The sequence below is a fragment of the Mesorhizobium sp. WSM4845 genome, from assembly GCF_055811455.1.
Window position 1 is genome coordinate 51,856 of sequence record NZ_JBVVQA010000018.1, and the last position, 20,772, is coordinate 72,627.

Sequence of the window (20,772 nt, forward strand, 5' to 3'; positions counted from 1 at the left end):
GAGATGACCGACCTCCAGGCGTTCCAGTCCGTGACCGATGACATGGTCCTCTGCCGCGATATTATGGTGACGATGCGCGATGGGGTAAGACTGGCGACCGACGTCTACCGACCGGCAAGGGGAGGCCGCGCGCTGGACCGGCCAGCTCCCGTCATCGTTGAGCGGACGCCTTATGGCAAGGCGATGGCATCGCGCGCCGAACTCGAGGTCAGCATGACCGAACCGATGGATCGCGCGACGGTCGCCGAGCATTTCGTGCGCCATGGCTACATCGTCGTCTACCAGGACTGCCGCGGCCGCTACGGCTCGGAAGGCGAGTTCGTCAAATATCGCTCCGAAGGTCCGGACGGCTACGACACGCTTGCATGGATCGCAGCCCAGCCCTGGTGCAGTGGCCGGATCGGCACCATGGGCCTTTCCTATGCTGCGCATACCCAAATGGCGGCGGCGTGCCTTGCGCCGCCGGCTCTTGCAACCATGATCCTCGATTCCGGCGGATTCTCTAACGCCTTCACCTGCGGCATCCGCCAAGGCGGCGCGTTCGAGCTGAAACAGGCGACCTGGGCCTACCGGGAAGCCCGCGAGAGCGCCGTCGCCGCCGGCGACGAGTTGGCCCGAAAGGCGCTCGAAGCGGAAAACCTGCATCGCTGGTTCGGCAAAATGCCCTGGTCTGAGGGCCGTTCCCCGCTCCGCTGGGCTCCGGACTACGAGGCTTACCTGCTGGAGCAGTGGCGGCACGAGACTTTCGACGGCTTCTGGAAGCAGGTCGGCATTCATGCAGCGGGCTTCTACGACGCCATTCCCCACATTCCGATCGCCCTGATCTCGAGCTGGTTCGACGTCTATGTCCCGACGACGTTCGAGAATTTCGCCGGCCTTGCACGCAATGGCAAACGGCCGCTCGCCTTGATCATGGGTCCGGGTCTGCACGGCGATCGCAATCTGACCTTTGCCGGCGACGTCGATTTCGGACCGAACGCTCCGCTCGGCGGCAATGTGGCGGCAAGCTGGCTGGAGTTTCGTCGCCGTTGGTTCGATCGCTGGCTGAAGAGCGGGTTGGAGGACGATCTCGACGAGGAGCCGATCCGTCTTTTTGTCATGGGCGGGGGAAAGGGCACGAAAAATGAAACGGGCCGTCTCGATCACGGCGGGCGCTGGATCAAAGGCAAGCGGTGGCCGCTGCCGAACGTGACGGAGCAAAGCTATTATCTGCACCCCAACGGCAGGCTCTCGGAGGTCTTTCCTGCGCCCGACGCCGTCGCGCTGAGCTATGATTTCGATCCCGCCGATCCGGTCCCGACCATCGGCGGCGCGCTGACCAGCGGTCAGCCGATCTTCGCCGGCGGCGGCTTCGACCAGAGAGAGGACAAGAGGTTCTTCGGCTGCCGCAATTTCGGCTTGCCGCTTTCCGCCCGTCTCGATGTCCTCTCCTTTGAGACCGAGCCGCTTGCCGACGATTTGACCGTGCTCGGACGGGTAGAGGTGGAGCTCTGGGCGGCGACCGATGCACCCGACACCGACTTCACGGCGAAACTGATCGACGTCTATCCACCGAGCGCCGACTATCCGACGGGCTTTGCCCTGAACCTGACCGACGGGATTTTCCGCTGCCGCTTCCGGCGTTCATTCGAAAGAGCCGAACTCGTGAAGCCTGGAGAGATCATGCGGCTTCGCATCGAGCTATTTGCGACTGCCAATCTGTTCCGTGCCGGCCATCGGCTGCGGCTGGATATCTCTTCGAGCAATTTTCCGAAGTTCGATGTCAATCCGAATACCGGCGCGCCGGCGGGCCTCGGCCGTAGCCGGCAAGTGGCGCGCAACACGGTTTTTCTCGATAGAGCGCGGCCATCGAGGCTAATCGCGGAGAGATTGGGGGCACAATCGGGCGGCTCCTTTTCGGCAGAGCTCGCTTGAGCGGACATCCTCTCTTTGATATTGCGGCTCCCTCACGGTCCCCTCCGTTCGTCCAGATCACGGTGAACGTGCCTTGAAATTATTTTTCGCCCGGTGGCTGCGAGTCTGCGCGCTACGGGAATTGCCAACTTGCTGAATATTCTGGCAGGAAAGAGTAGGGAATCTGCGCTTTTGCATATGTTTTGGGAGAACGGCGCTTGCCGGTGCGCATATCGGCGGCAGATTTGCCCTGCTTATAATTGGAATTTTCACTTCTAATTTGGCGGGCTGCGCAAAAAATATATCCTACCCTCCAGCATAAAGCCGGACATCGAAGAATGTGGATTGCCGACAACAGGCTCGGCATGCAGGGGAAGGGTTTGACCATGAAACAGGTGAAAGAGCCGACGAATACACTGACAAGAAGAAAGTTTCTCAAAGGCAGCGCGGCTGCTGCCGGGGCCGCCGTAGGGTCCGGAGCGATCGGCGGTTTTCCGACGATCTGGGCCCAGGAGATCAAGGACATCGAACTGCGCCACGTCGGCGTTTCGTACTCGGTCGTCAAGGCGATCGGCGACCAGGCGGCCAAGGATCTCGGCTTGAAAGTGACGATGCAGAATCTCGACACCTCCGCTGCCATCAACCGCTTCATCACCCAGCCGAATTCGGTCGATATCGCCGACCTCGAAGGCTGGCAGGCCAAGCTCGCCGCCAAACGCGGCGTGATCCAAGGCATCGAAATCAACAAGATCAAGGAGTTCGATAATATCCTGCCGATCTTCACCAAGGGTGAGATCGACGGCGCAGTGGTGTCGCGCCAGGGCATTTCGCCGTACGAAGCGATGTATATCGAGACGCCCGACGCGACCGATCTCCACGACGGCGTCACCGAATGGGCGACATTCCTGCCGCAAGTCTACAATGCGGATTCGATCGGCTACCGTCCTGATCTGATCGGCCATCCGGTTACCGAGTGGAAGGAACTGATCGACCCGAAGTTCAAGGGCAAGGCGGCGATCCTCGACGTGCCGGCGATCGGGATCATGGACGCCGCCCTGTGTTTCGAGAGTGCCGACCTGATCAAGTACGGCAACAAGGGAAACATGACCAAGGAAGAGATCGACTTCACTATCGACAAGCTGATCGAGCTGAAGAAGTCGGGGCATTTCCGCGCCACCTGGACCACATTCGACCAATCCGTGCAGCTCATGGCGGCCGGCGAGGTGATCATCCAGTCGATGTGGTCGCCAGCGGTTGCCGCGGTTCGCGTCAAGGAGATCCCTTGCGTCTACGCGCCGGTCAACAAAAAGGGCGACAAGGAAGGCTATCGCGGCTGGTGCAACGGGATGGGCTTGATGAAGCACCTCACCGGCAAGAAGCTTGAAGCGGCCTACGAGTATATGAATTGGTACTACACCGGCTGGCAGGGCGCTTTCGTCGCCCGCTACGGCTACTACAGCCCGGTGCCGTCCACCGCCAAGCCGTTCCTCACCGCCGCCGAATGGGACTACTGGTACGACGGCAAGCCGGCGCCGGATGAAGTCAAGGACCCCTACGGCACTCCGATGGAGAAGACGGGTACGGTGCGCGATGGCGGCTCCTTCCTCGAGCGGGTCAAGAACATCTCGTGCTGGAACACGCTGATGGACGAGGCGGCCTACATGAACAAGCGCTGGAACGACTTCAAGGTTGCGTGACCGGCGTCGCCGCAACCGGATCGGGCGCCTTGCCCGATCACACCTTCATCCGAAAATCCTCGGAGTCCGGCGATGACACAAAGCGTTGCGTTCAAGCGAAATCTGGCCGGGTGGGCCTATGTTGCCCCGCTGGTCGTCGTGCTGATCCCGTTCTTCGTGCTACCGCTGGTTGCAGTGGTGGCAGCGAGCTTCTTCGAAACCGATGGCTTCGGCGGATTGTTCCCGGCGTTCAATCTCGAAAACTACACGCAGATACTGACCTCGGAACTGACGTTCAATCTCTATTACGAGACCATCAAGTTCACCATGCTGACGTGGTTTTTCAGCCTGGTGATCGGCTTCCTCGTCACTTATTTCCTTGTCTTCCATGTCAGGAACCCGCTGCTTGCGCTCGGGCTGTTCCTGCTCTGCACAGTGCCGTTCTGGACCTCCAACATTATCCGGATGATTTCCTGGATCCCCTTGCTGGGCAAGGAGGGGCTGGTCAATGAGGCCTTGCTCAAGATCGGTCTGATAGACCAACCGCTCGAATTCCTGCTGTTTTCCAGCTTCGCGGTGGTCGTCGCCTATGTCCACCAGCTCACCATCTTCATGATCGTGCCGATTTTCAACGCCATGGGCCGGATCGACAAGCGCGTCGTCGAGGCGGCGCTCGACGCTGGCGCCAGCCGCTTTGATATCATGCGGCTGATCATCGTGCCGCTGTCCAAGAACGGTATCGCGCTCGGTTCGATCTTCGTGATTTCGATCGTCATGGGCGACTTCTTCGTGGTCAAGGTAATGTCGGGCGGCGGCTCTGCCTCTGTCGCCGGCGCCTTTTATGAGGACATCTCGGTGCTGCAATATCCGACCGCCGCGGCCAGTGCAGTGCTGCTCACCGTCGTTCTCGTGCTGACTGTCGGCTTGATCCTGCGCTTCGTCGACATCCGCAAGGAGATCACGCGATGAGCATGGCCCCGACCATCGCCGCAAGCGTGCCGGCGCACAGGAGCCGGGCGATTGCCCCGGCCAGTGGACGCCGGCCGTGGACCTTCTATGTGCTTGCCACCCTGTTCACGCTCTACCTGGTGGCGCTCTACGGTCCGATGGCCTGCATCTATATTCTTTCCTTCCAGGATCTGCGCGGCGGGCTGGTCTTCCCGATCAAGGGTCTCTCGCTGCACTGGTTCGTCGACCTGTTCACGCAGGTCCGCACCGGCGACGTCAAGGGCTCCTTCGAGCGCTCGTTCGAGCTTGCGATCGTGGTCACGGTGCTGACCGTGGTCGTATCCTTCCTGGCCGGACTTGGCTTTCGCAAACGCTTCGCCGGTGACACGACCGTCTTCTATTTGATGATCGGCAGCCTGGTCGCTCCCGGCCTGGTGCTCGGCATCGGCGTCGGACTCATCTTCAACTCGGTCGGTATCGAGGCAAGCCTGTTCACCTCGGCGCTTGGTGCGCAGCTTTCATGGACGTTGCCTTTTGGCGTGCTCGTCATGTTCGCCGTCATGTCGCGCTTCGACCATGCCTGGGAAGAAGCGGCGCGCGACCTTGGCGCCTCGCCCTGGCAGGCGATCCGGCTCGTCGTGATCCCGGTGCTGGCGCCCGGCCTTGTCGCCGTCGCGCTGTTCGGCTTCACGCTCTCCTATGACGAATTTGCCCGGACGCTGCAGACCGCCGGCTCGCTCAATACACTGCCCCTGGAGATCTGGAGCATGACGCTGAACATCACTTCGCCGGCACTCTATGCGCTTGGCACCGTCACCACGATCGTCTCTTTTCTCGTCATCGGGGCAAGTCTGGGCACGATCGCCTTCATCCAGAAGCGGCGCAGGAGCCGCCCGCCCGTTCTCGTGGGAGCCGGCGCATGACGGTCGGCATGGGTCATATTGAGATCGCCGGCGTCGCCAAGAGCTATGACGGCTTCAGCTATGCGGTCGACGGCGTCAATCTGAAAATTCCGGACGGCGCCTATTGCTGCATTCTCGGCCCTTCGGGCTGCGGCAAGACCACGATCCTGCGTATGATCGCCGGCCACGAGGATCCGACCGTTGGCGAGATCCTGATTGGCGGCGAAAGTGTCGTCGGCCTGCCACCGGTCGAGCGCCGTACGGCGATGATGTTCCAGTCCTACGCGCTGTTTCCGCATCTGACGGTTCGCGACAACATAGCCTTCGCGCCCAGGGTCCGTGGGCTCTCGAAGACCGAGCGCTACGCCAGGACTGACGCCATGATCGAGAAGGTACGGCTGGCCGAGTTTGCCAACCGTCTCCCGGCGCAGCTTTCCGGCGGTCAGCAGCAGCGCGTGGCGCTCGCCCGCGCTGCCATTACCGAACCACGGGTGTTGCTGCTCGATGAGCCGCTTTCGGCGCTCGACGAGCATCTCCGCATCAGGATGCGCGCCGAGCTGAGACGCATACAGCGCGAACTCGGCATCACCTTCGTCCATGTCACGCATACGCAGCTCGAGGCCATCGCGCTCGCCGACATGGTCGTCGTCATGGAAAACGGCAAGATCAAGCAGTCTGGTCCGGCGCGTGAAATCTATGCTGCGCCGAAGGATCGCTACGTCGCGGAATTCCTTGGTGGGCAGAATGTGCTCAGTGGCAAGGTCGGCAGGATTAATGGCACGCGCGCTATGATCGCGAGCCCTGAAATCAACGGCATTACGATTCCGATGCGCGCCGGCGTCCGGCTGGAGGCCGGCCAGGCGATCGACATCGCGGTGCGGCGCGACGACGTCGAACTGTTCCGCACGGGCACAACGCTCTCCGAGCAGGACATGGCTTCGGTGCCGGCGACGATCCTCGGCATCGAATACCAGGGCAATTTCGTCAAGGTGATGCTGGACGCTGCGGGCGAGGAGGAATTCGTCGCCTATGTGCCGGAACGCCGCTTTTTCGAGAATCCATTCGACGTCGGCGATAGCGTCCTTGCCGCATGGCTGATCGACCGCGCGCATTTGCTTGCCTAGCCCGGAGCACACCATGGAAATCAATCTCACGCTCAATGCACGCCCGGTCAGCGTATCGATCGATCCGGCGATGCTGCTGGTCGATCTCCTGCGCGAGCAGCTCTCGCTCACCGGAACTCACATTGGCTGCGACACCAGCCAATGCGGTGCCTGCGTGGTGCATCTCAACGGCGAGTCGGTGAAAAGCTGTACCATGCTGGCAGTCTCGGCAGATGGCGGTTCAGTAGCGACGGTTGAAGGCCTGGCGGGCGCCGGACAGGCGAAGCTGCATCCGATGCAGCAGGCCTTCCATGAAAACCACGGGCTGCAATGCGGCTTCTGCACGCCGGGGATGTTGATGAGCGCGGTCGACCTTGTCGGACGCAATCCCGACCCAACCGAAACGGAGGTGCGCGATTGGCTGGAGGGCAATCTCTGCCGCTGCACGGGCTACCACAACATCGTCAAATCGGTGATCGCCGGCGCCGCCGCCATGCGCGCGGGCAAAGTGAGGGGCTCATGAACATGTCAAAAGTGGTTGGCATCGGCGCGGCGCCGAAGCGCAAGGAGGATCTGCGCTTCGTCACCGGGCGCGGAAACTATGTCGCCGATATCAAGCGGCCGGGCATGCTTTTTGGCGCGTTCCTGCGCTCGCCGCATGCGCACGCCCGGCTTGGAGAGATCGATGCAACTGCCGCCCGCGCCATGCCGGGCGTGGCGGCGATCTATACCGGCGAAGACCTGAAAGCCGACAATGTCGGCGGGTTGCCGGTCGGCTGGGGCATCCACGGCAAGGACGGCATGCCGATGAAGGAGCCGCCGCACCCGCCGATCGCTCATGGCAAGGTGCGGCACGTCGGCGATGCCGTCGCCTTCGTCGTGGCGCAATCACTGGAGCAGGCGCGCGCCGCGGTCGAGGCGATCGAGGTCGAGTACGAGATCCTGCCTGCCGTGGTCGGCGTGGTCGACGCGTTGCAGCCGGGTGCGCCCGCCGTCTACGACGACATTCCCGACAATCTGTGCTGCGACTGGGAGCTGGGCGATGCCGCTGCCGTGGAGGTCGCGTTCGCCGACGCGGCACATGTCGCCAGCATCGAACTCGTCAACAACCGCCTAATCGGCAATCCAATGGAGCCGCGTGCGGCGATCGGGGAATATGATTTCGCGACCGGCCAGCACACGCTGTGGACGACGAGCCAATTTCCGCACGTGGTCCGCTTCCTGATGGGTGAATTGGTGCTCCACATTCCTCAGCACAAATTGCGTGTCGTGGCGCCCGATGTCGGCGGCGGCTTCGGTGTCAAGCAGTTCCACTATGCCGAGGAAGCCGTCGTCACCTGGGCCGCCGCAAAGCTCGGGCAACCCGTCAAGTGGGTTTGCGAGAGATCGGAAGGCTTCGTCTCAGACGCCCAAGGCCGCGATCATTTCACCGAGGCCGAGCTGGCACTCGACGAGAGTGGCAAGTTTCTCGGACTCAGGGTGCGCACACTCGCCAACATGGGTGGCTATCTCTCGACCTTCGGACCAAACATCCCGACCAACCTTTACGCACCGCTGCTATCGGGCGTCTATCGTATGCCGGCTATACATTGCTCGGTGAAGGTGGTCTTCACCAACACCGTTCCTGTGGATGCCTATCGCGGCGCCGGACGGCCAGAGGCGACCTTCGTGCTGGAACGACTGGTCGACGTCGCGGCGATCGAGATGGGCATCGACAAGCGCGCGATCCGCCGCCGCAACATGATCCCGACCGAGGCCTATCCCTACCAGACGCCGGTCATCGTCGAATATGACAGCGGCGATCCGCTGGGCTGCCTCGACAGGGCCGAGAAGCTCGCCGATGCGGATGGCTTCGAGCAGAGGCGGCTGGAATCGGCGGGCCGCGGCAAATATCGCGGCCTCGGCCTGTCCACCTATGTCGAGGCTTGCGGATTGGCGCCATCGCGATTGGCCGGTAGCCTCGGCGCACGTGGCGGGCTTTACGAAAGCGCGACGGTGCGCGTGCACCCGACCGGCGCGGTCACTGTGCTGATCGGCACCCACAATCATGGCCAGGGCCACGAAACGACGTTCGCGCAGATCGTCTCGGATCGTCTTGGCGTGCCGTTCGAAGACATCGACATCGTCTGCGGCGACACCGCCAAGGTGCAGTTCGGGATGGGCACCTACGGCTCGCGCTCGCTTGTGGTCGGCGGAGCGGCGCTCTCGAAAGCCGCCGACAAGGTGGTCCTGAAGGGGCGCAAGATCGCCGCGCACCAACTCGAGGCCGATCTTGAGGATATCATGTTCGACGCGGGAGAGTTTTCGGTCGCCGGAACCGATCGCAAGAAAACGTTCACGGAGATCGCCGGCGCGGCCTATGTGCCCTTCGACTATCCGCTGGAAACCCTTGAGCCCGGCCTCGAGGAGCAGTCCTACTACGACCCGGTCAACTTCACCTATCCTGGTGGCGCGCATTTCGCCGAGGTCGAAATCGATCCCGATACCGGCATGGTGACGCTGGAGCGCTACACCGCCGTCGATGATGTCGGCACGATCATCAATCCGATGATCGTCGAGGGCCAGTTGCAGGGCGGTATCGTACAGGGTGTCGGCCAGGCGCTGTTCGAGCACGGTGTCTACGATGAAAGCTCCGGACAACTGCTCTCCGGGTCCTTCATGGACTACTGTATGCCGCGTGCCGACAATTTTCCGGCGATAGTCGTTGCCCCGCATTCAACGACATGCACCCACACGCCGATGGGCGTGAAGGGATGTGGCGAATGCGGCACTATCGGTTCGCCGGCTGCCGTTATCAACGCCGTGGTCGACGCCCTGCAGCCCCTGGGCGTCACCCATGTCGACATGCCTGCGACGCCAAACAAGATTTGGAACATCATCCGCAATTCGCGCGCCGCGCTCGCAGCCGAATAAGGGGGCTTCGATGAAATCCTTCGACTATCTGAAGCCTGCAACGACCGTGGCAGCGGCTGCCCTGCTTGCCGAGCATGACGACGCCAAGATCCTAGCTGGCGGCATGACCTTGCTGCCCACCATGAAGCAAAGCCTAGCCGCGCCCGTCGCGATCATCGATCTTTCGGCGGTCGCAGCACTTCGCGAGATAGCGTTCGATGAAGGCGTTCTGGTCATCGGCGCGATGGCTCGCCATTGCGACGTCGCCTCCTCAGCGCTGGTGCGGACACATATACCTGGACTGGCTTCGCTCGCCGCGCACATCGGCGATCCGCAAGTCCGCCATCGTGGCACGATCGGCGGCTCGGCCGCCAACAACGATCCAGCCGCCGACTATCCTGCGGCGATCCTCGCTCTTGATGCAACCGTGATCACGATCGAACGGACGATCCCCGCCGACGCGTTCTTCGTCGATATGTTCGAGACTGCGCTCGAAGCTGGCGAAATCGTCACCGGTTTCCGCGTCCCGGTTCCCGACATGGCGGCGTATGCGAAATTCCGCAGTCCTGCATCGCGCTATGCGATTGTCGGCGTGTTCGTCGCACGAACGGCCGGAAAGGTGCGCGTCGCGGTCACCGGTGCAGCCTCGTCGGTGTTCAGGGCAACCGACATCGAAACGGCGCTGCAGGAGCGGTTCGATCCGGATGCGCTGAGCCGCGTGTCATTGGATCCGTCGGGATTGAATTCGGACATCCATGCGGATCGGGAATATCGCGCCAATCTCGTAATGGTCATGGCGCGACGCGCGGTCGCCGCAGCGCTCCGGAATGCCGACGAAAGTGCAACAAAATAGCGGTCGGCCGGCGTGGTTCGGCCGCGCGAGTCCGGCCCGGGAGGGCTCATGACCATGATTCCAGTCAATGTCGGCGTAGCCAGTGCGCCGGGCGATCTTGCGCGTCTCTCTGCCGTCGACATGGTCGCCGGCTACAGGGCGGGCCGTTTCGACCCCGTTGATGTGATCGAAGACACGGTGTGTGCGCTCCGCCGCACGGATGCGGTCTGCAATATCGTTGTGACTGATCTCTACGAAGAGGCTGTTTCCGCAGCCAAGGTGATCGCGCAGCGTTACCGAAAAAGCGCCGAAACCCGCCCGCTGGCAGGGGTTCCCGTCACCGTCAAGGATCTCATCTTCGTCGCCGGCAAGCCGGCGAAGGCGGGCGCGCCCTCATTTGCCGGCTTCGTGCCGCCAGTCGATGCCCATGTCGTGCGCCGTCTACGCGACGCCGGCGCCATCGTAACCTGCAAAACGACCACCTGCGAATCCGGTTACAAGCTCACTGCCGACAGTCCCGTCAGCGGCATAACCCGCAATCCCTGGTCGCTGGAGCGAACCAGCGGCGGCTCCAGCGGAGGTGCTGCTGCGGGCGTCGCCGCCGGCTGCGGTCCGCTGGCAATTGGAACCGATGGCGTCGGCTCGATCCGCGTACCTGCTTCCTTCTGCGGGGTCTTCGGCCTTAAACCGACTTACGGCCTCGTTTCGCGCGCGCCCGGCTTCTTTCCGCCATCATGGGGATCGCTCGCGCACACCGGTCCAATAGCGCGCACGGTTGCGGACGCTGCTCTGCTGCTCGAGACAATAGCGGGCTATGATGTGCGCGACGCCGCCTCGCTCGCCCTGAAGCCGCAGGAGTACTCCAGGATTCCGCCATCGGTCATGGGTCTGCGCGTCGCTTTTTCGGTCGATTTCGGGTATGCGCCGGTCGATCCGCAAGTGCGTGCGGCGTTCGCCACCGCACTCGACATTCTGGCCTCCGCCGGCGCCAACCTCGTCGAGGTTCCCTTCGCCCTCGACCCGGATATTCTCGACAGGGTGCTCAATCCGATCGCCTTCACTGAACAAGCGGCATCGGTTGGTGATCGCGGCGCGGAAGCATTTCTCGACTCGGACGAGGAGTTCCGCGCCGTTCTTGACAAAGGCCTCACCTACAGCGGCGCTGATTACATGGAGGCGACGCATCTGCGCTCCCGGCTCCGGAACCAATTCGTCGAACTGTTCCGCACCGTCGACGTGATGCTTACGCCGACAGTTGCGGTTACCGCCTTCGCGGCCGGCACGCTCGGCACGTCCTGCATCGACGGGCATCCGGTCGACGCGCATCTGGGCTGGTCGCCTTTCACGTGGCCGGTCAATCTGTGCGGCCTGCCGGCCGCGACGGTCCCGTGCGGACGTGATTCTTCGGGCCTGCCGATCGGCGTTCAGATGATCGCACCATGGATGCGCGAGACTTCCATCATCGCTCTCGCGGGAGCCTTTGAGGAAGTGCGACCCTGGACGGAGGAATGGCCGCCGCTCAACCTTCGTTGAGCGGCCTTTCGGATTCGGGTTCGCGCATGTCCGGCATCACCACAGCGCCGATCTCCCGGTTAATATCGAGGTAGTGCGACAGGTAGTCATAGAGCGCCTTGGCCGCCGGCTTGGTCGTGCCCTGCGCCTTGTAAAGCAGCAGGTCAACTTTGGGCAGCGTGGGAAAGTCGCCGCTAGCCACGATCTCGCGCATGCCCGAAACGAGTGCGCTGCGGCCGAGCACGGTTACGGCCATGCCTGAAAACACCGCCGCCTGGAGCCCGCTGACACTCTCGCTCACGCAGGCGATCCGCCATGAGCGGCCCGCCACTTCGAGGTGCTCTATCGCATGATCGCGATAGATGTTGCCCGGCGGAAGCAGCGCCAGAGGCAGAGGTGTCTCGGTATGCGCCGTCGAGTGTTCTCCGGTGATCCAGACGAGCTGTTCCTGACGCACCACTCGCCCGCCGATGAAGTCGTTCATCCGCGTGACCAGCGCGATGTCGATTTCGCCGCGATGGACCTGTCCGACCAGCGGCGTCGACAGCGAGCAGTGAAGCTGGACCTGGACGCGCGGGAAGGCACGCTGGAATACCGCAAGGATCGACGGCAACAAATAGGCCGCGTAGAGGTCGGGGGTGCCGAGGATCACCTGACCTTCGATATCGGGCGATGAGAGGCGCGAGAGCAGTTCGTCGTGCAGACGCAGGATCGAATTTGCATAAGAAAGCACCAGTCTGCCATCGGAAGTGAGCACCATTTTGCGCCCATCGTGACGGAACAGATTGCAGCCGCAGATCACGTCGAGCCGCTGTAGCTGCAGGGTAATGGCGGGCTGCGAGCGGCTGAGGCGCCGCGCCGTCTCAGTAATGCTGCCGGTTTCCGCGACGCACTGCAGCGATCGGAGCATTCTTATGTCGACGCTGATGAGGTTCATATGTTCGAGCCAGATCCGATGCGGCCGGTCTAACTACGCAAGATTCATTCCAGCCGACCTTCGGCGCAGTTTTGTGCTCCGTCGCGCAACTCGATTGGCTAAGCCCGGCACGATAAGCTTGTGCAAAGACAGGCTGCTGTGGGGCAGGCCTCAATCGTATTTGGCCACAAAGCGTCCAACGGCGGCGAGGCAATCGTCCTTCTCCTCGACATGCGGCATGTGGCTGGAATTTGGGAAGACCATGCCTTCGACGTCGGGAATATGATCGAGAAAGGGCTGGACGCAGGCTTCGGTCGCTTCGTCGTAAAATCCGCGGAACGCCAGCGTCGGCGCCTCGATCAGATGCAGGCGCTCGACGATGGTCCAGTTCCGCATCGTGCCGATGACGTGGAATTCATTGGGTCCGTTCATGGTGTGATAAACCGTCGGATCCGCGTCGATTGCCGCGAATGTCCGGGCGACCTCCCGCGGCGTTGGAAGGACACGGCAGACGTGGCGGTCATAGAAGGCTTTGGTTGCCGCAACATAATCCGGGTGATCGGTGGTCCCGGCTGCCTCGTGCCGGTCAAGCGCGAGTTGCACATCGGCCGGCAGCCCGGCCCGCAATTGCAGCGCGCCTTCCATCCATAGCGCCATTGAGGCCAGCGAATTGGCCAGGATCAACGCCTTGAGCCCGGCAGGGCGTCGCACGGCATGTTCGGCCGAAAGTATGCCGCCCCAGGACTGGCCGAGCAGGGCGTAACGCTCGGCAATGCCAATGTGAGCGAGCAGCGCATCGAGTTCGCCCAAAAAGAAATCGACGGTCCAGAAGTCGCCGCCCTTGTCGGGCAGATGGGTCGACTTGCCGTTGCCGATCTGATCGTAGTGGATGACGGCCCGCCCGGTATCGGCAAGCTCCCTGAATGAATCGACGTAGTCGTGGGTGCAGCCCGGCCCGCCGTGAGCGACGACCAATGGCAGCTTGCCCGAGTTGAGATCTCCGATCACGCGATACCAGGTGCGGTAGTCCCTGTAGTCGCTGAATCCTTCGGTGGTCGCATGTGCCGTCACAGTTCCAAGCTCCGGGTCCTGGCTGGCAGGAACCAAAGTGACGGACCCTCCCAAGCCTTGTTTGCGGCCGACGGTACTAAGCGGCCCGGCGCATTTACAGCTAGCACTATTTATAGGTTTGCCCTGGCGGGAGGAGCCCTCAGGCGGAGAGCCTCAATGCTCCGGCTCGAGCAGCCGGTAGTGGGCAGCCAGCGCGATGGCGTGGAAGCGGTTGCGCGCGCCAAGCTTGCGTGTCGCCGCGTTGAGATGCAGCGTTGCTGTCGGCACCGCGCGGCCAATCTCGCGCGCGACCTGCTTGGCCGTCAGTCCGGCGGCGGCGAGGCGCAGGCACTGGCGCTCGCGCGACGTCAGGTGGACGTATGGGCAGGTGCGGATGCCGGCATCGAAACCGGCGTAGACGGAGTCGTGCAAGAGATGGCCCAGATCGCCGATTTCGGCGATTAACTGCCTTGCTTCGGCCTCGAACCCTGGCTCTGGGTCGGCGCGGATCGCGGTGAAGGTGGCCAGATCCCCACCGGCAAGACGGATGGGCACGGTGACGCCGCAGGTCATCCTGGTATCGAGCAGATAGCTGATCACCGGATCATGCCTGGACCGAAGCACATGCTGCATGACGGTGCTCTGAACGCCCTTGTGCGACCAGAGGAACGGCCTCGATACGGCGAGCGCGGCTTCCTGCACCGGGTCAAGCTGATAATAGCCGCCTTTGCACCAGAGATCCTGCATGTCGCGCGGCATGTTGTGCAGAGCCATCAGCGACGGGGTGATCAGGTCGCCCTCATGGCTGACCGGCACGGGCGTATAGTCATAGATGAATGAGGTGAAACCGACGGGCTCCAGCACATCGGTCGCCACCGCCATGGCGGCGTCGATGCTCATTCCCGTTCGGAACCGGCTCTCTAGATCGCCTGAAAAGCCCTGCATGCGACAAGCTTACCCGCTGGCCATTGCTTGTCAAATAGCCATGTCACCCGCGTGCCCAATAAATAGGCTTAAGGCTGGCCTCTCCGACCTATCTATCTTAATAGCTATCCTGCTCGGCTTCGCTGGTCGTAGTCTTTTGCGATTGGGCGAAGGTGCGGAGACCACCCGCGACCCAGATCATTTCCAGCCACGCCGCGGTCGTCGATTGCGTATAGCGTGGCCAGTCGACACGCTTTCCACGAGGAAACACAGCCATGCGACCCCAAAAGGCACTTGCAGCGTTGATACCCGGCCTGGCTCTGCTCGGCATGACGATCGTGTCGCCGCCGAGCAGTGCCTTGGCCGCGGAAGGCAAGCTTGGCGGCACGCTCCGCTTGCTGGCCAACGCCGCTGCCGGCACCGCCGATCCGCATATCAATTACACGCTGCAGTTTTTCCAGATGAACTATATTCTCTACGATGGTCTGGTGACCTACAAAAAGGCCGGGGACAAGACCGGCTTCGAGGTGGTCGCGGACCTTGCCGAAACCCTGCCGAAGGTCGAAAACGGCGGCAAGACCTACGTCTTCAAGCTGCGCAAAGGCATCAAGTTCGCCGACGGCTCGGACGTCACCAGCAAGGATGTGGTGGCTTCGTTCCAGCGCATCTTCAAGATCAGCGGGCCGACGGCCGGGACCTTCTACAACGGCATCGTCGGCGCCGATGCGTGTTTGAAAACCCCGGCGACATGCACCCTCGATGGCGGCCTGTCGGTTGACGACGCAGCCGGAACGATCACCTTCAACCTGGTCCAGCCGGATGCCGAGTTCCTGCAGAAGATCGCCATTCCGCACGCGGCGATCCTGCCGGCGGGCGCGCCGCTCAAGGATGCCGGCACTGATCCGATCCCGGGCACTGGGCCCTACATGATCGCGAGCTATGATCCGAACAAGCTGATGAAAATGGTGCGCAATCCTCACTTCAAGGAATGGAGCAAGGAAGCCCAGCCGGCAGGGTATCCCGACGAGATCGACTATGAATTCGGCCTCACCGACGAAGCGGCGGTGACGGCGGTCGAGAACGGGCAGGCGGACTGGATGTTCGATCCGCCGCCGGCGGACCGTCTTGGCGAACTCGGCACCAAATATGCCAAGCAGGTCACGGTGCATCCGCTGATGGCGATGTGGTATGCGCCGATGAACAACAATCTGGCGCCGTTCAACGACATCCGTGTTCGCCAGGCGGTGAACTTCGCCATCGACCGCGCCGCGATCATCAAGCTCTTTGGCGGCAGCAATCTAGCACAGCCGGCTTGCCAGATCCTGCCGCCGGGCTTCCCGTCATTCGCGCCTTATTGCCCATTCACCGCCAATCCGGGCGAAAAGTGGTCGGCGCCGGATATGGACAAGGCCAAACAACTGGTTGCTGAATCGGGAACTGCTGGTCAGGAGGTGACGATCATCACCGAGGACAGCAGCGTCTCGAAGTCGATCGGGGTCTATCTGCAGGACGTGCTCAACCAGCTCGGCTACAAGACATCGGTCAAGCCGATCTCGCAGAACATCCAGTTCACCTATATCCAGAACACCAACAACAAGGTGCAGATCTCGGTCTCGCAATGGTTCCAGGATTACCCGGCGCCATCCAATTTTCTGGAAGTGCTGTTCAGCTGTGCCTCATTCACGCCGGGCTCGGACGCCTCGGTCAACATTTCCGGGTTCTGCGACAAATCGATCGACGCGTCGATGGCCGAAGCAGAGACAGCCACCATCGCCGACCCAGCCAAGGGCGCAACACTCTGGACGGCCATCGACAAGGCGGTGACGGACAAGGCCCCGGTCGCTGTTTTGTTCACACCCAAGCGGGTCGATGTCGTCTCTTCCAGGCTGAAGAACTTCACCTTCAGCCCGCAATTCTACTGGATCGTCAGCCAGTCCTGGGTCGAATGATCCCCTCGAGCCAATGCGACGGAGTGCCACCGGCGCTCCGTCGCATTTCCTTTTCCGCCGGATCAGCGCATCTTCCAGGTCGAGATTTTTGCCAGGCAATCCCGTTTATGGTCCCCCGTTCATGGTCAATGTCATTGCGGACCAGCCTGCCGCCCCGGTCCGCCAGGCCGCCGCTGGCCCATGGCGCACGGCATGGCGCAAGCTTAAAGCCGATCGTTCGGCAATAGCGGCGTTCGGTGTGCTCGTCGTCATCGTCATCGCTTCGCTGGCGGCGCCGCTTTATGCGCAATACATCGCCCACACGGATCCTTTCGTAACCAATCTCAACGGCGAGATCGTCATCGATGGGGTGACCCAGCCGGTACTGCAGGCTTCCACCGAAGGCCTTGGCCTCGGCATGACGCCGATTGGGCCGACCTGGCGGATCGGGCCGTATCTGCTCGGCGCCGACAATCAGGGCCGTGACGTCGCGGCGCGACTGCTTTATGGCGGGCGGGATTCGCTGCTGATCTCGGGCGCTGCAGCTGTGCTGTGCCTCGTCCTGGCGACCTTTCTGGGGGTTGTTTCCGGGTTCTTCGGCGGCATTGTCGATGTCGGCCTGTCGCGCATTCTCGACGTGCTCTGGGCGTTCCCGGTTTTCCTGCTGGCGATTTCCCTGTCGATCGTGCTGATCGCGCAGAGCATCCAGATCGGTCCGTTCGAAATCCGCTCCGGCAGCCTGTGGCTGCCGATCTTCATCATCGGCATCGTCTATGTGCCCTATGTGGCACGGCCGATCCGTGGCCATGTCCTGACCTTGATGCAGGCCGAATTCGTCACCGCGGCGATCGGGCTTGGCGCGTCGCCCTGGCGCATCCTGCTGCGCGACATCATGCCAAATGTGGTGACGCGCATCATCGTTTTCGTGCCGTTGATCCTGGCACTCAACATGATGACCGAATCCTCACTGTCGTTTCTGTCGATCGGCGTGCAACCGCCGGACGCCAGTTGGGGCACGATCATCCAGGACGGTCAGGGCCTGCTCTATTCCAGGCCGATCGTGGCGCTGGCGCCCGGGCTTGCCATTGTCATCACCGTGCTGGCTCTCAACATTCTCGGCGACGGCGTGCGCGATGCGCTCGATCCGAAATCCTCGCCGAGGGGCATCTAGTGCTTGCCGCCATGAGTTTTCGGCTCGGCCAGATGGTGCTGGTCATGTTCGGCATCAGCGTCGTCGCTTTCCTGATCTTCTTCGCAACGCCCGGTGCCGATCCCTCGGCGCGCATTGCCGGCCGCAACGCGTCCCAGGAGACATTGGTCCAGGTCCGCCACGATTTCGGTCTCGATCGGCCATTGCCGGTGCAATACGGGCTGATGATGAACCGGCTTTTCGTCAGCCGCGACCTCACCTCCTTCGTCAATCGTGGGCAGCGCGTAATTCCCGCGGTGACAGCCGCCATTCCGGTTACGCTGTCGCTGGTCGGCGGCGCGGCGGTGCTGTGGGTGTTGGGCGGACTGATCGTCGGGGTGATCGCCGGGGCGACGCGCGGCACGTTTATCGACCGGGCGCTGATGATCCTGAGCCTGATTGGAGTGTCCGTTCCGGTCTTCTGGCTCGGCGAGGTCGCCAATCTGCTGACACAGAGCCGCTGGCATGACACCTGGCTGTTTTCTTGGGTTCCTCCGCTCGGCTACATCCCCCTGACACAGGACCCCTGGGGCTGGTTCAAGGCGCTCGTCATTCCGTGGTTCACGCTGGCGACGCTTTATGTCGGCCTTTACGGACGGGTGCTGAGGGCAAGTCTGATCGAGATGATGCAGGAGGATTTTATCCGCACCGCGCGGGCCAAGGGGATCGGCGAGCGGCGGGTTTTGCTGCATCACGGCCTCAGGACGTCACTGGTGGCATTCGTCACCATGTTCGGTCTCGATTTCGGTGCCTTGGTCGGCGGCGGCGCGCTGTTGACCGAAGTGGTCTTCGGGCTGCAGGGCGTCGGGAAATTGACCTATGAGGCACTGCAGACCCTCGACCTGCCGATGATCCTTGCCACGGTGATCTACGCCTCGTTTTTCGTGGTGATGGCAAACTTCGTCGTCGACGTCGTCTTCGTCTTTATCGACCCGAGGGCTCGCGATGTCCGTTAACGCTCCCCTTCTCGTCGTCGAGGGTCTCACCGTATCCTTCCGCAGCGACGCGGGGCTGGTGCGGGCTGTGGCAGGCGTCTCGTTTGCCGTCGAGCAGCGGGAGATCGTCGGTGTCGTCGGTGAGTCCGGTTCCGGCAAAAGCCAGACCTTGCTGGCCATCATGGGGCTGATCGACAGCCCCAATGCCGTCGTCTCCGGTTCAATCCGCTTCATGGGGCAGGAGCTCGTCGGGCTCAACCGGCGTGCGCTCGATGCCATTCGCGGCCGCCAGGTCGCGATGATCTTCCAGGATCCGATGTCGGCGCTCACCCCGGTGCATACGATCGGCAACCAGATCGGCGAGCAGGTGCGTGCGCATGAGAAAGTGTCGGCGCGGGCGGCGCGGGCGAGGGCGGTGCAGTTGCTGGATGCGGTCGGCATTGCCAATCCTGATCGGGTCGTCGACGGCTATCCGCACCAGCTCTCCGGCGGCATGCGCCAGCGTGCGGTGATTGCGATGGCGCTCTCGTGCAACCCGGCGCTGCTTGTCGCGGATGAACCGACCACGGCCCTGGACGTGACCGTGCAGGCGCAGATCCTCGAACTGATCGGACGGCTGCGCGATCAGTTCGGCTCGGCGGTGATCCTGGTCACACACGATCTTGGCGTCGTCGCCCAGGTCGCGGATCGGGTCTTGGTCATGTATGGCGGACGCTTCGTCGAGGAGGGCCGCAAGAGCAGCGTGTTCCGAACGCCGCTGCATCCCTACACATGGGGACTGTTCGGCTCGATCCCGCCGATGGATGGTGAGCGTCCGGTACGCCTCGCCGCGATTCCGGGAGCTCCGCCTTCCCTCTCCGACCTGCCGAAAGGCTGCGCCTTCGGTCCGCGCTGTGCCTTTCGCCACGATGCCTGCCTGGTCCAGCTCCCGACAATGCGTGGCGACGGCCATCGCGCCGCCTGCGTATTACCGGAAGCCAGACGCAAGCAATTCAACATCCACAAGGCTGTCGGCGTGGAAATGCAACGATGAGTGCTGCGCCACGCGAGCGCCCGCTACTTCGCGCCGGAGATCTTTCGAAGCATTATCACGTCGGCCGCTCGATTTTCCCGGCGCAGCGCCGGTCGGTCCAGGCGGTCGACACGGTATCGCTCGACATCTGGCCCGGGGAAACGCTTGGCATCGTCGGGGAGTCAGGTTGCGGTAAATCCACTCTTGGCCGATGCCTGGTGCGTCTGACCGATATCACCTCCGGTTCTCTGGAGTTCGAGGGCCGCGACATTACCGACGCGTCCCAGCGTCAGCTCCGTCCGTTGCGGCGACAGATGCAGATGGTCTTTCAGGATCCGAGCGCCTCGCTCAATCCACGTCGGCGGGTGGGCGATCTGCTGGCCGATCCGTTCCGCATCCATGAGCGCATCTCGGCATCGGAAATGACGGACCGCGTCGCCGAGCTTCTGCGCCGGGTCGAATTGTCCCCCGAGCACGCGTCGCGCTATCCCCACGAATTCTCGGGCGGCCAGCGGCAGCGGATCGGCATTGCTCGCGCGCTGGCGCTCAGGCCAAGGCTGATCGTGGCCGACGAGCCGGTCTCGGCGCTCGACGTTTCGATCCAGGCCCAGATCGTCAATCTGCTGGCCGATCTGCGCGAGGAGTTCAACCTGACCTATGTATTCATCGCCCATGATCTATCCGTGGTGCGCCAGATTTCGACGCGCGTGGCCGTCATGTATCTGGGATCGGTCGTGGAGAGCGGGCCGACCGATCTGGTCTTTGCGGCGCCCAGGCACCACTACACCACGGCACTCCGTTCCGCGGTGCCGATACCCAGTATCGATCGGGCACGACGCGAGCGGCTTGTCCTGAAGGGTGACTTGCCGAGCCCGATGAACCCACCCTCCGGCTGCCGGTTTCACACCCGCTGCCCGGCTGCCACTTCCATGTGCCGCAACGAACGTCCGCTGCTGCAGAGCACGGGCGACGGTCGCCTGGTTGCTTGCCATCATCCGGGCGGCGGGTAAGGCGCGGTTGCGTGTGGCGGCGAAGTCGAAGCACAACGGTCTAGATTGCT

Annotated in this window: 17 protein-coding genes; 14 read left to right on the forward strand and 3 right to left on the reverse strand. The window is 62.5% G+C overall.

Features of this window, described 5'->3' with window-relative positions; all coding sequences use genetic code 11:
* Positions 1-3: 3 nt before the first annotated feature.
* The 9 genes from AC0L2C_RS20470 to AC0L2C_RS20510 all read left to right on the forward strand — a co-directional run bounded on the left by AC0L2C_RS20470 (position 4) and on the right by AC0L2C_RS20510 (position 11,779).
* A complete protein-coding gene (locus tag AC0L2C_RS20470; protein ID WP_473524266.1) occupies positions 4-1,914 on the forward strand; it encodes a CocE/NonD family hydrolase in 1,911 nt (636 codons plus the stop codon).
* A gap of 365 nt (positions 1,915-2,279) precedes the next feature.
* On the forward strand, positions 2,280-3,590 hold the full coding sequence (locus AC0L2C_RS20475) for an ABC transporter substrate-binding protein (protein ID WP_023800423.1): 1,311 nt from the start codon (positions 2,280-2,282) through the stop codon (positions 3,588-3,590).
* A 72-nt stretch (positions 3,591-3,662) separates the two neighbouring features.
* Positions 3,663-4,538 carry an ABC transporter permease gene (locus AC0L2C_RS20480; protein WP_473524267.1) on the forward strand — a complete coding sequence of 292 codons (876 nt, stop codon included), beginning with the start codon at positions 3,663-3,665 and terminating at the stop codon, positions 4,536-4,538.
* A gap of 2 nt (positions 4,539-4,540) precedes the next feature.
* A complete protein-coding gene (locus AC0L2C_RS20485; RefSeq protein ID WP_473524315.1) occupies positions 4,541-5,440 on the forward strand; it encodes an ABC transporter permease in 900 nt (299 codons plus the stop codon).
* Positions 5,437-6,543, forward strand: a complete 1,107-nt coding sequence (locus tag AC0L2C_RS20490; RefSeq protein ID WP_473524268.1) for an ABC transporter ATP-binding protein — start codon at positions 5,437-5,439, stop codon at positions 6,541-6,543. The genes AC0L2C_RS20485 and AC0L2C_RS20490 overlap by 4 nt, the downstream gene beginning before the upstream one ends.
* A gap of 13 nt (positions 6,544-6,556) precedes the next feature.
* Positions 6,557-7,045: a (2Fe-2S)-binding protein gene (locus AC0L2C_RS20495; protein WP_023800427.1), complete on the forward strand. Its 489-nt coding sequence runs from the start codon at positions 6,557-6,559 to the stop codon at positions 7,043-7,045.
* 2 nt (positions 7,046-7,047) lie between these two features.
* Positions 7,048-9,435, forward strand: a complete 2,388-nt coding sequence (locus tag AC0L2C_RS20500; protein WP_128167606.1) for a xanthine dehydrogenase family protein molybdopterin-binding subunit — start codon at positions 7,048-7,050, stop codon at positions 9,433-9,435.
* A gap of 10 nt (positions 9,436-9,445) precedes the next feature.
* Positions 9,446-10,267: an FAD binding domain-containing protein gene (locus AC0L2C_RS20505; protein ID WP_128171840.1), complete on the forward strand. Its 822-nt coding sequence runs from the start codon at positions 9,446-9,448 to the stop codon at positions 10,265-10,267.
* A 48-nt stretch (positions 10,268-10,315) separates the two neighbouring features.
* On the forward strand, positions 10,316-11,779 hold the full coding sequence (locus AC0L2C_RS20510; protein WP_023800430.1) for an amidase: 1,464 nt from the start codon (positions 10,316-10,318) through the stop codon (positions 11,777-11,779).
* Here AC0L2C_RS20510 and AC0L2C_RS20515 read toward each other — a convergent pair.
* The 3 genes from AC0L2C_RS20515 to AC0L2C_RS20525 form a co-directional block, all read right to left on the reverse strand.
* Positions 11,766-12,695 (reverse strand): LysR substrate-binding domain-containing protein, encoded by a 930-nt coding sequence (locus tag AC0L2C_RS20515; protein ID WP_023800431.1) that lies wholly within the window; start codon positions 12,693-12,695, stop codon positions 11,766-11,768. The two genes, AC0L2C_RS20510 and AC0L2C_RS20515, sit on opposite strands and share 14 nt — an antisense overlap.
* A gap of 150 nt (positions 12,696-12,845) precedes the next feature.
* Positions 12,846-13,745, reverse strand: a complete 900-nt coding sequence (locus tag AC0L2C_RS20520; protein ID WP_473524269.1) for a proline iminopeptidase-family hydrolase — start codon at positions 13,743-13,745, stop codon at positions 12,846-12,848.
* Positions 13,746-13,898: 153 nt separating this feature from the next.
* Entirely contained in the window at positions 13,899-14,624 is a 726-nt protein-coding gene (locus AC0L2C_RS20525; protein ID WP_473524270.1) for a LuxR family transcriptional regulator, read from the reverse strand.
* Positions 14,625-14,923: 299 nt separating this feature from the next.
* Here AC0L2C_RS20525 and AC0L2C_RS20530 point away from each other — a divergent pair, with 299 nt between their 5' ends.
* The 5 genes from AC0L2C_RS20530 (at position 14,924) to AC0L2C_RS20550 (ending at position 20,722) form a co-directional block, all read left to right on the forward strand.
* Positions 14,924-16,597 (forward strand): ABC transporter substrate-binding protein, encoded by a 1,674-nt coding sequence (locus tag AC0L2C_RS20530; protein WP_473524271.1) that lies wholly within the window; start codon positions 14,924-14,926, stop codon positions 16,595-16,597.
* 121 nt (positions 16,598-16,718) lie between these two features.
* Positions 16,719-17,747 (forward strand): ABC transporter permease, encoded by a 1,029-nt coding sequence (locus AC0L2C_RS20535; RefSeq protein ID WP_287226308.1) that lies wholly within the window; start codon positions 16,719-16,721, stop codon positions 17,745-17,747.
* A gap of 11 nt (positions 17,748-17,758) precedes the next feature.
* A complete protein-coding gene (locus AC0L2C_RS20540) occupies positions 17,759-18,721 on the forward strand; it encodes an ABC transporter permease (RefSeq protein WP_287171680.1) in 963 nt (320 codons plus the stop codon).
* On the forward strand, positions 18,711-19,733 hold the full coding sequence (locus tag AC0L2C_RS20545; protein ID WP_128171846.1) for an ABC transporter ATP-binding protein: 1,023 nt from the start codon (positions 18,711-18,713) through the stop codon (positions 19,731-19,733). Before AC0L2C_RS20540 ends, AC0L2C_RS20545 begins: the two co-directional genes overlap by 11 nt.
* On the forward strand, positions 19,730-20,722 hold the full coding sequence (locus AC0L2C_RS20550) for an ABC transporter ATP-binding protein (protein WP_473524272.1): 993 nt from the start codon (positions 19,730-19,732) through the stop codon (positions 20,720-20,722). The genes AC0L2C_RS20545 and AC0L2C_RS20550 overlap by 4 nt, the downstream gene beginning before the upstream one ends.
* The last annotated feature ends 50 nt before the right edge of the window (positions 20,723-20,772 follow it).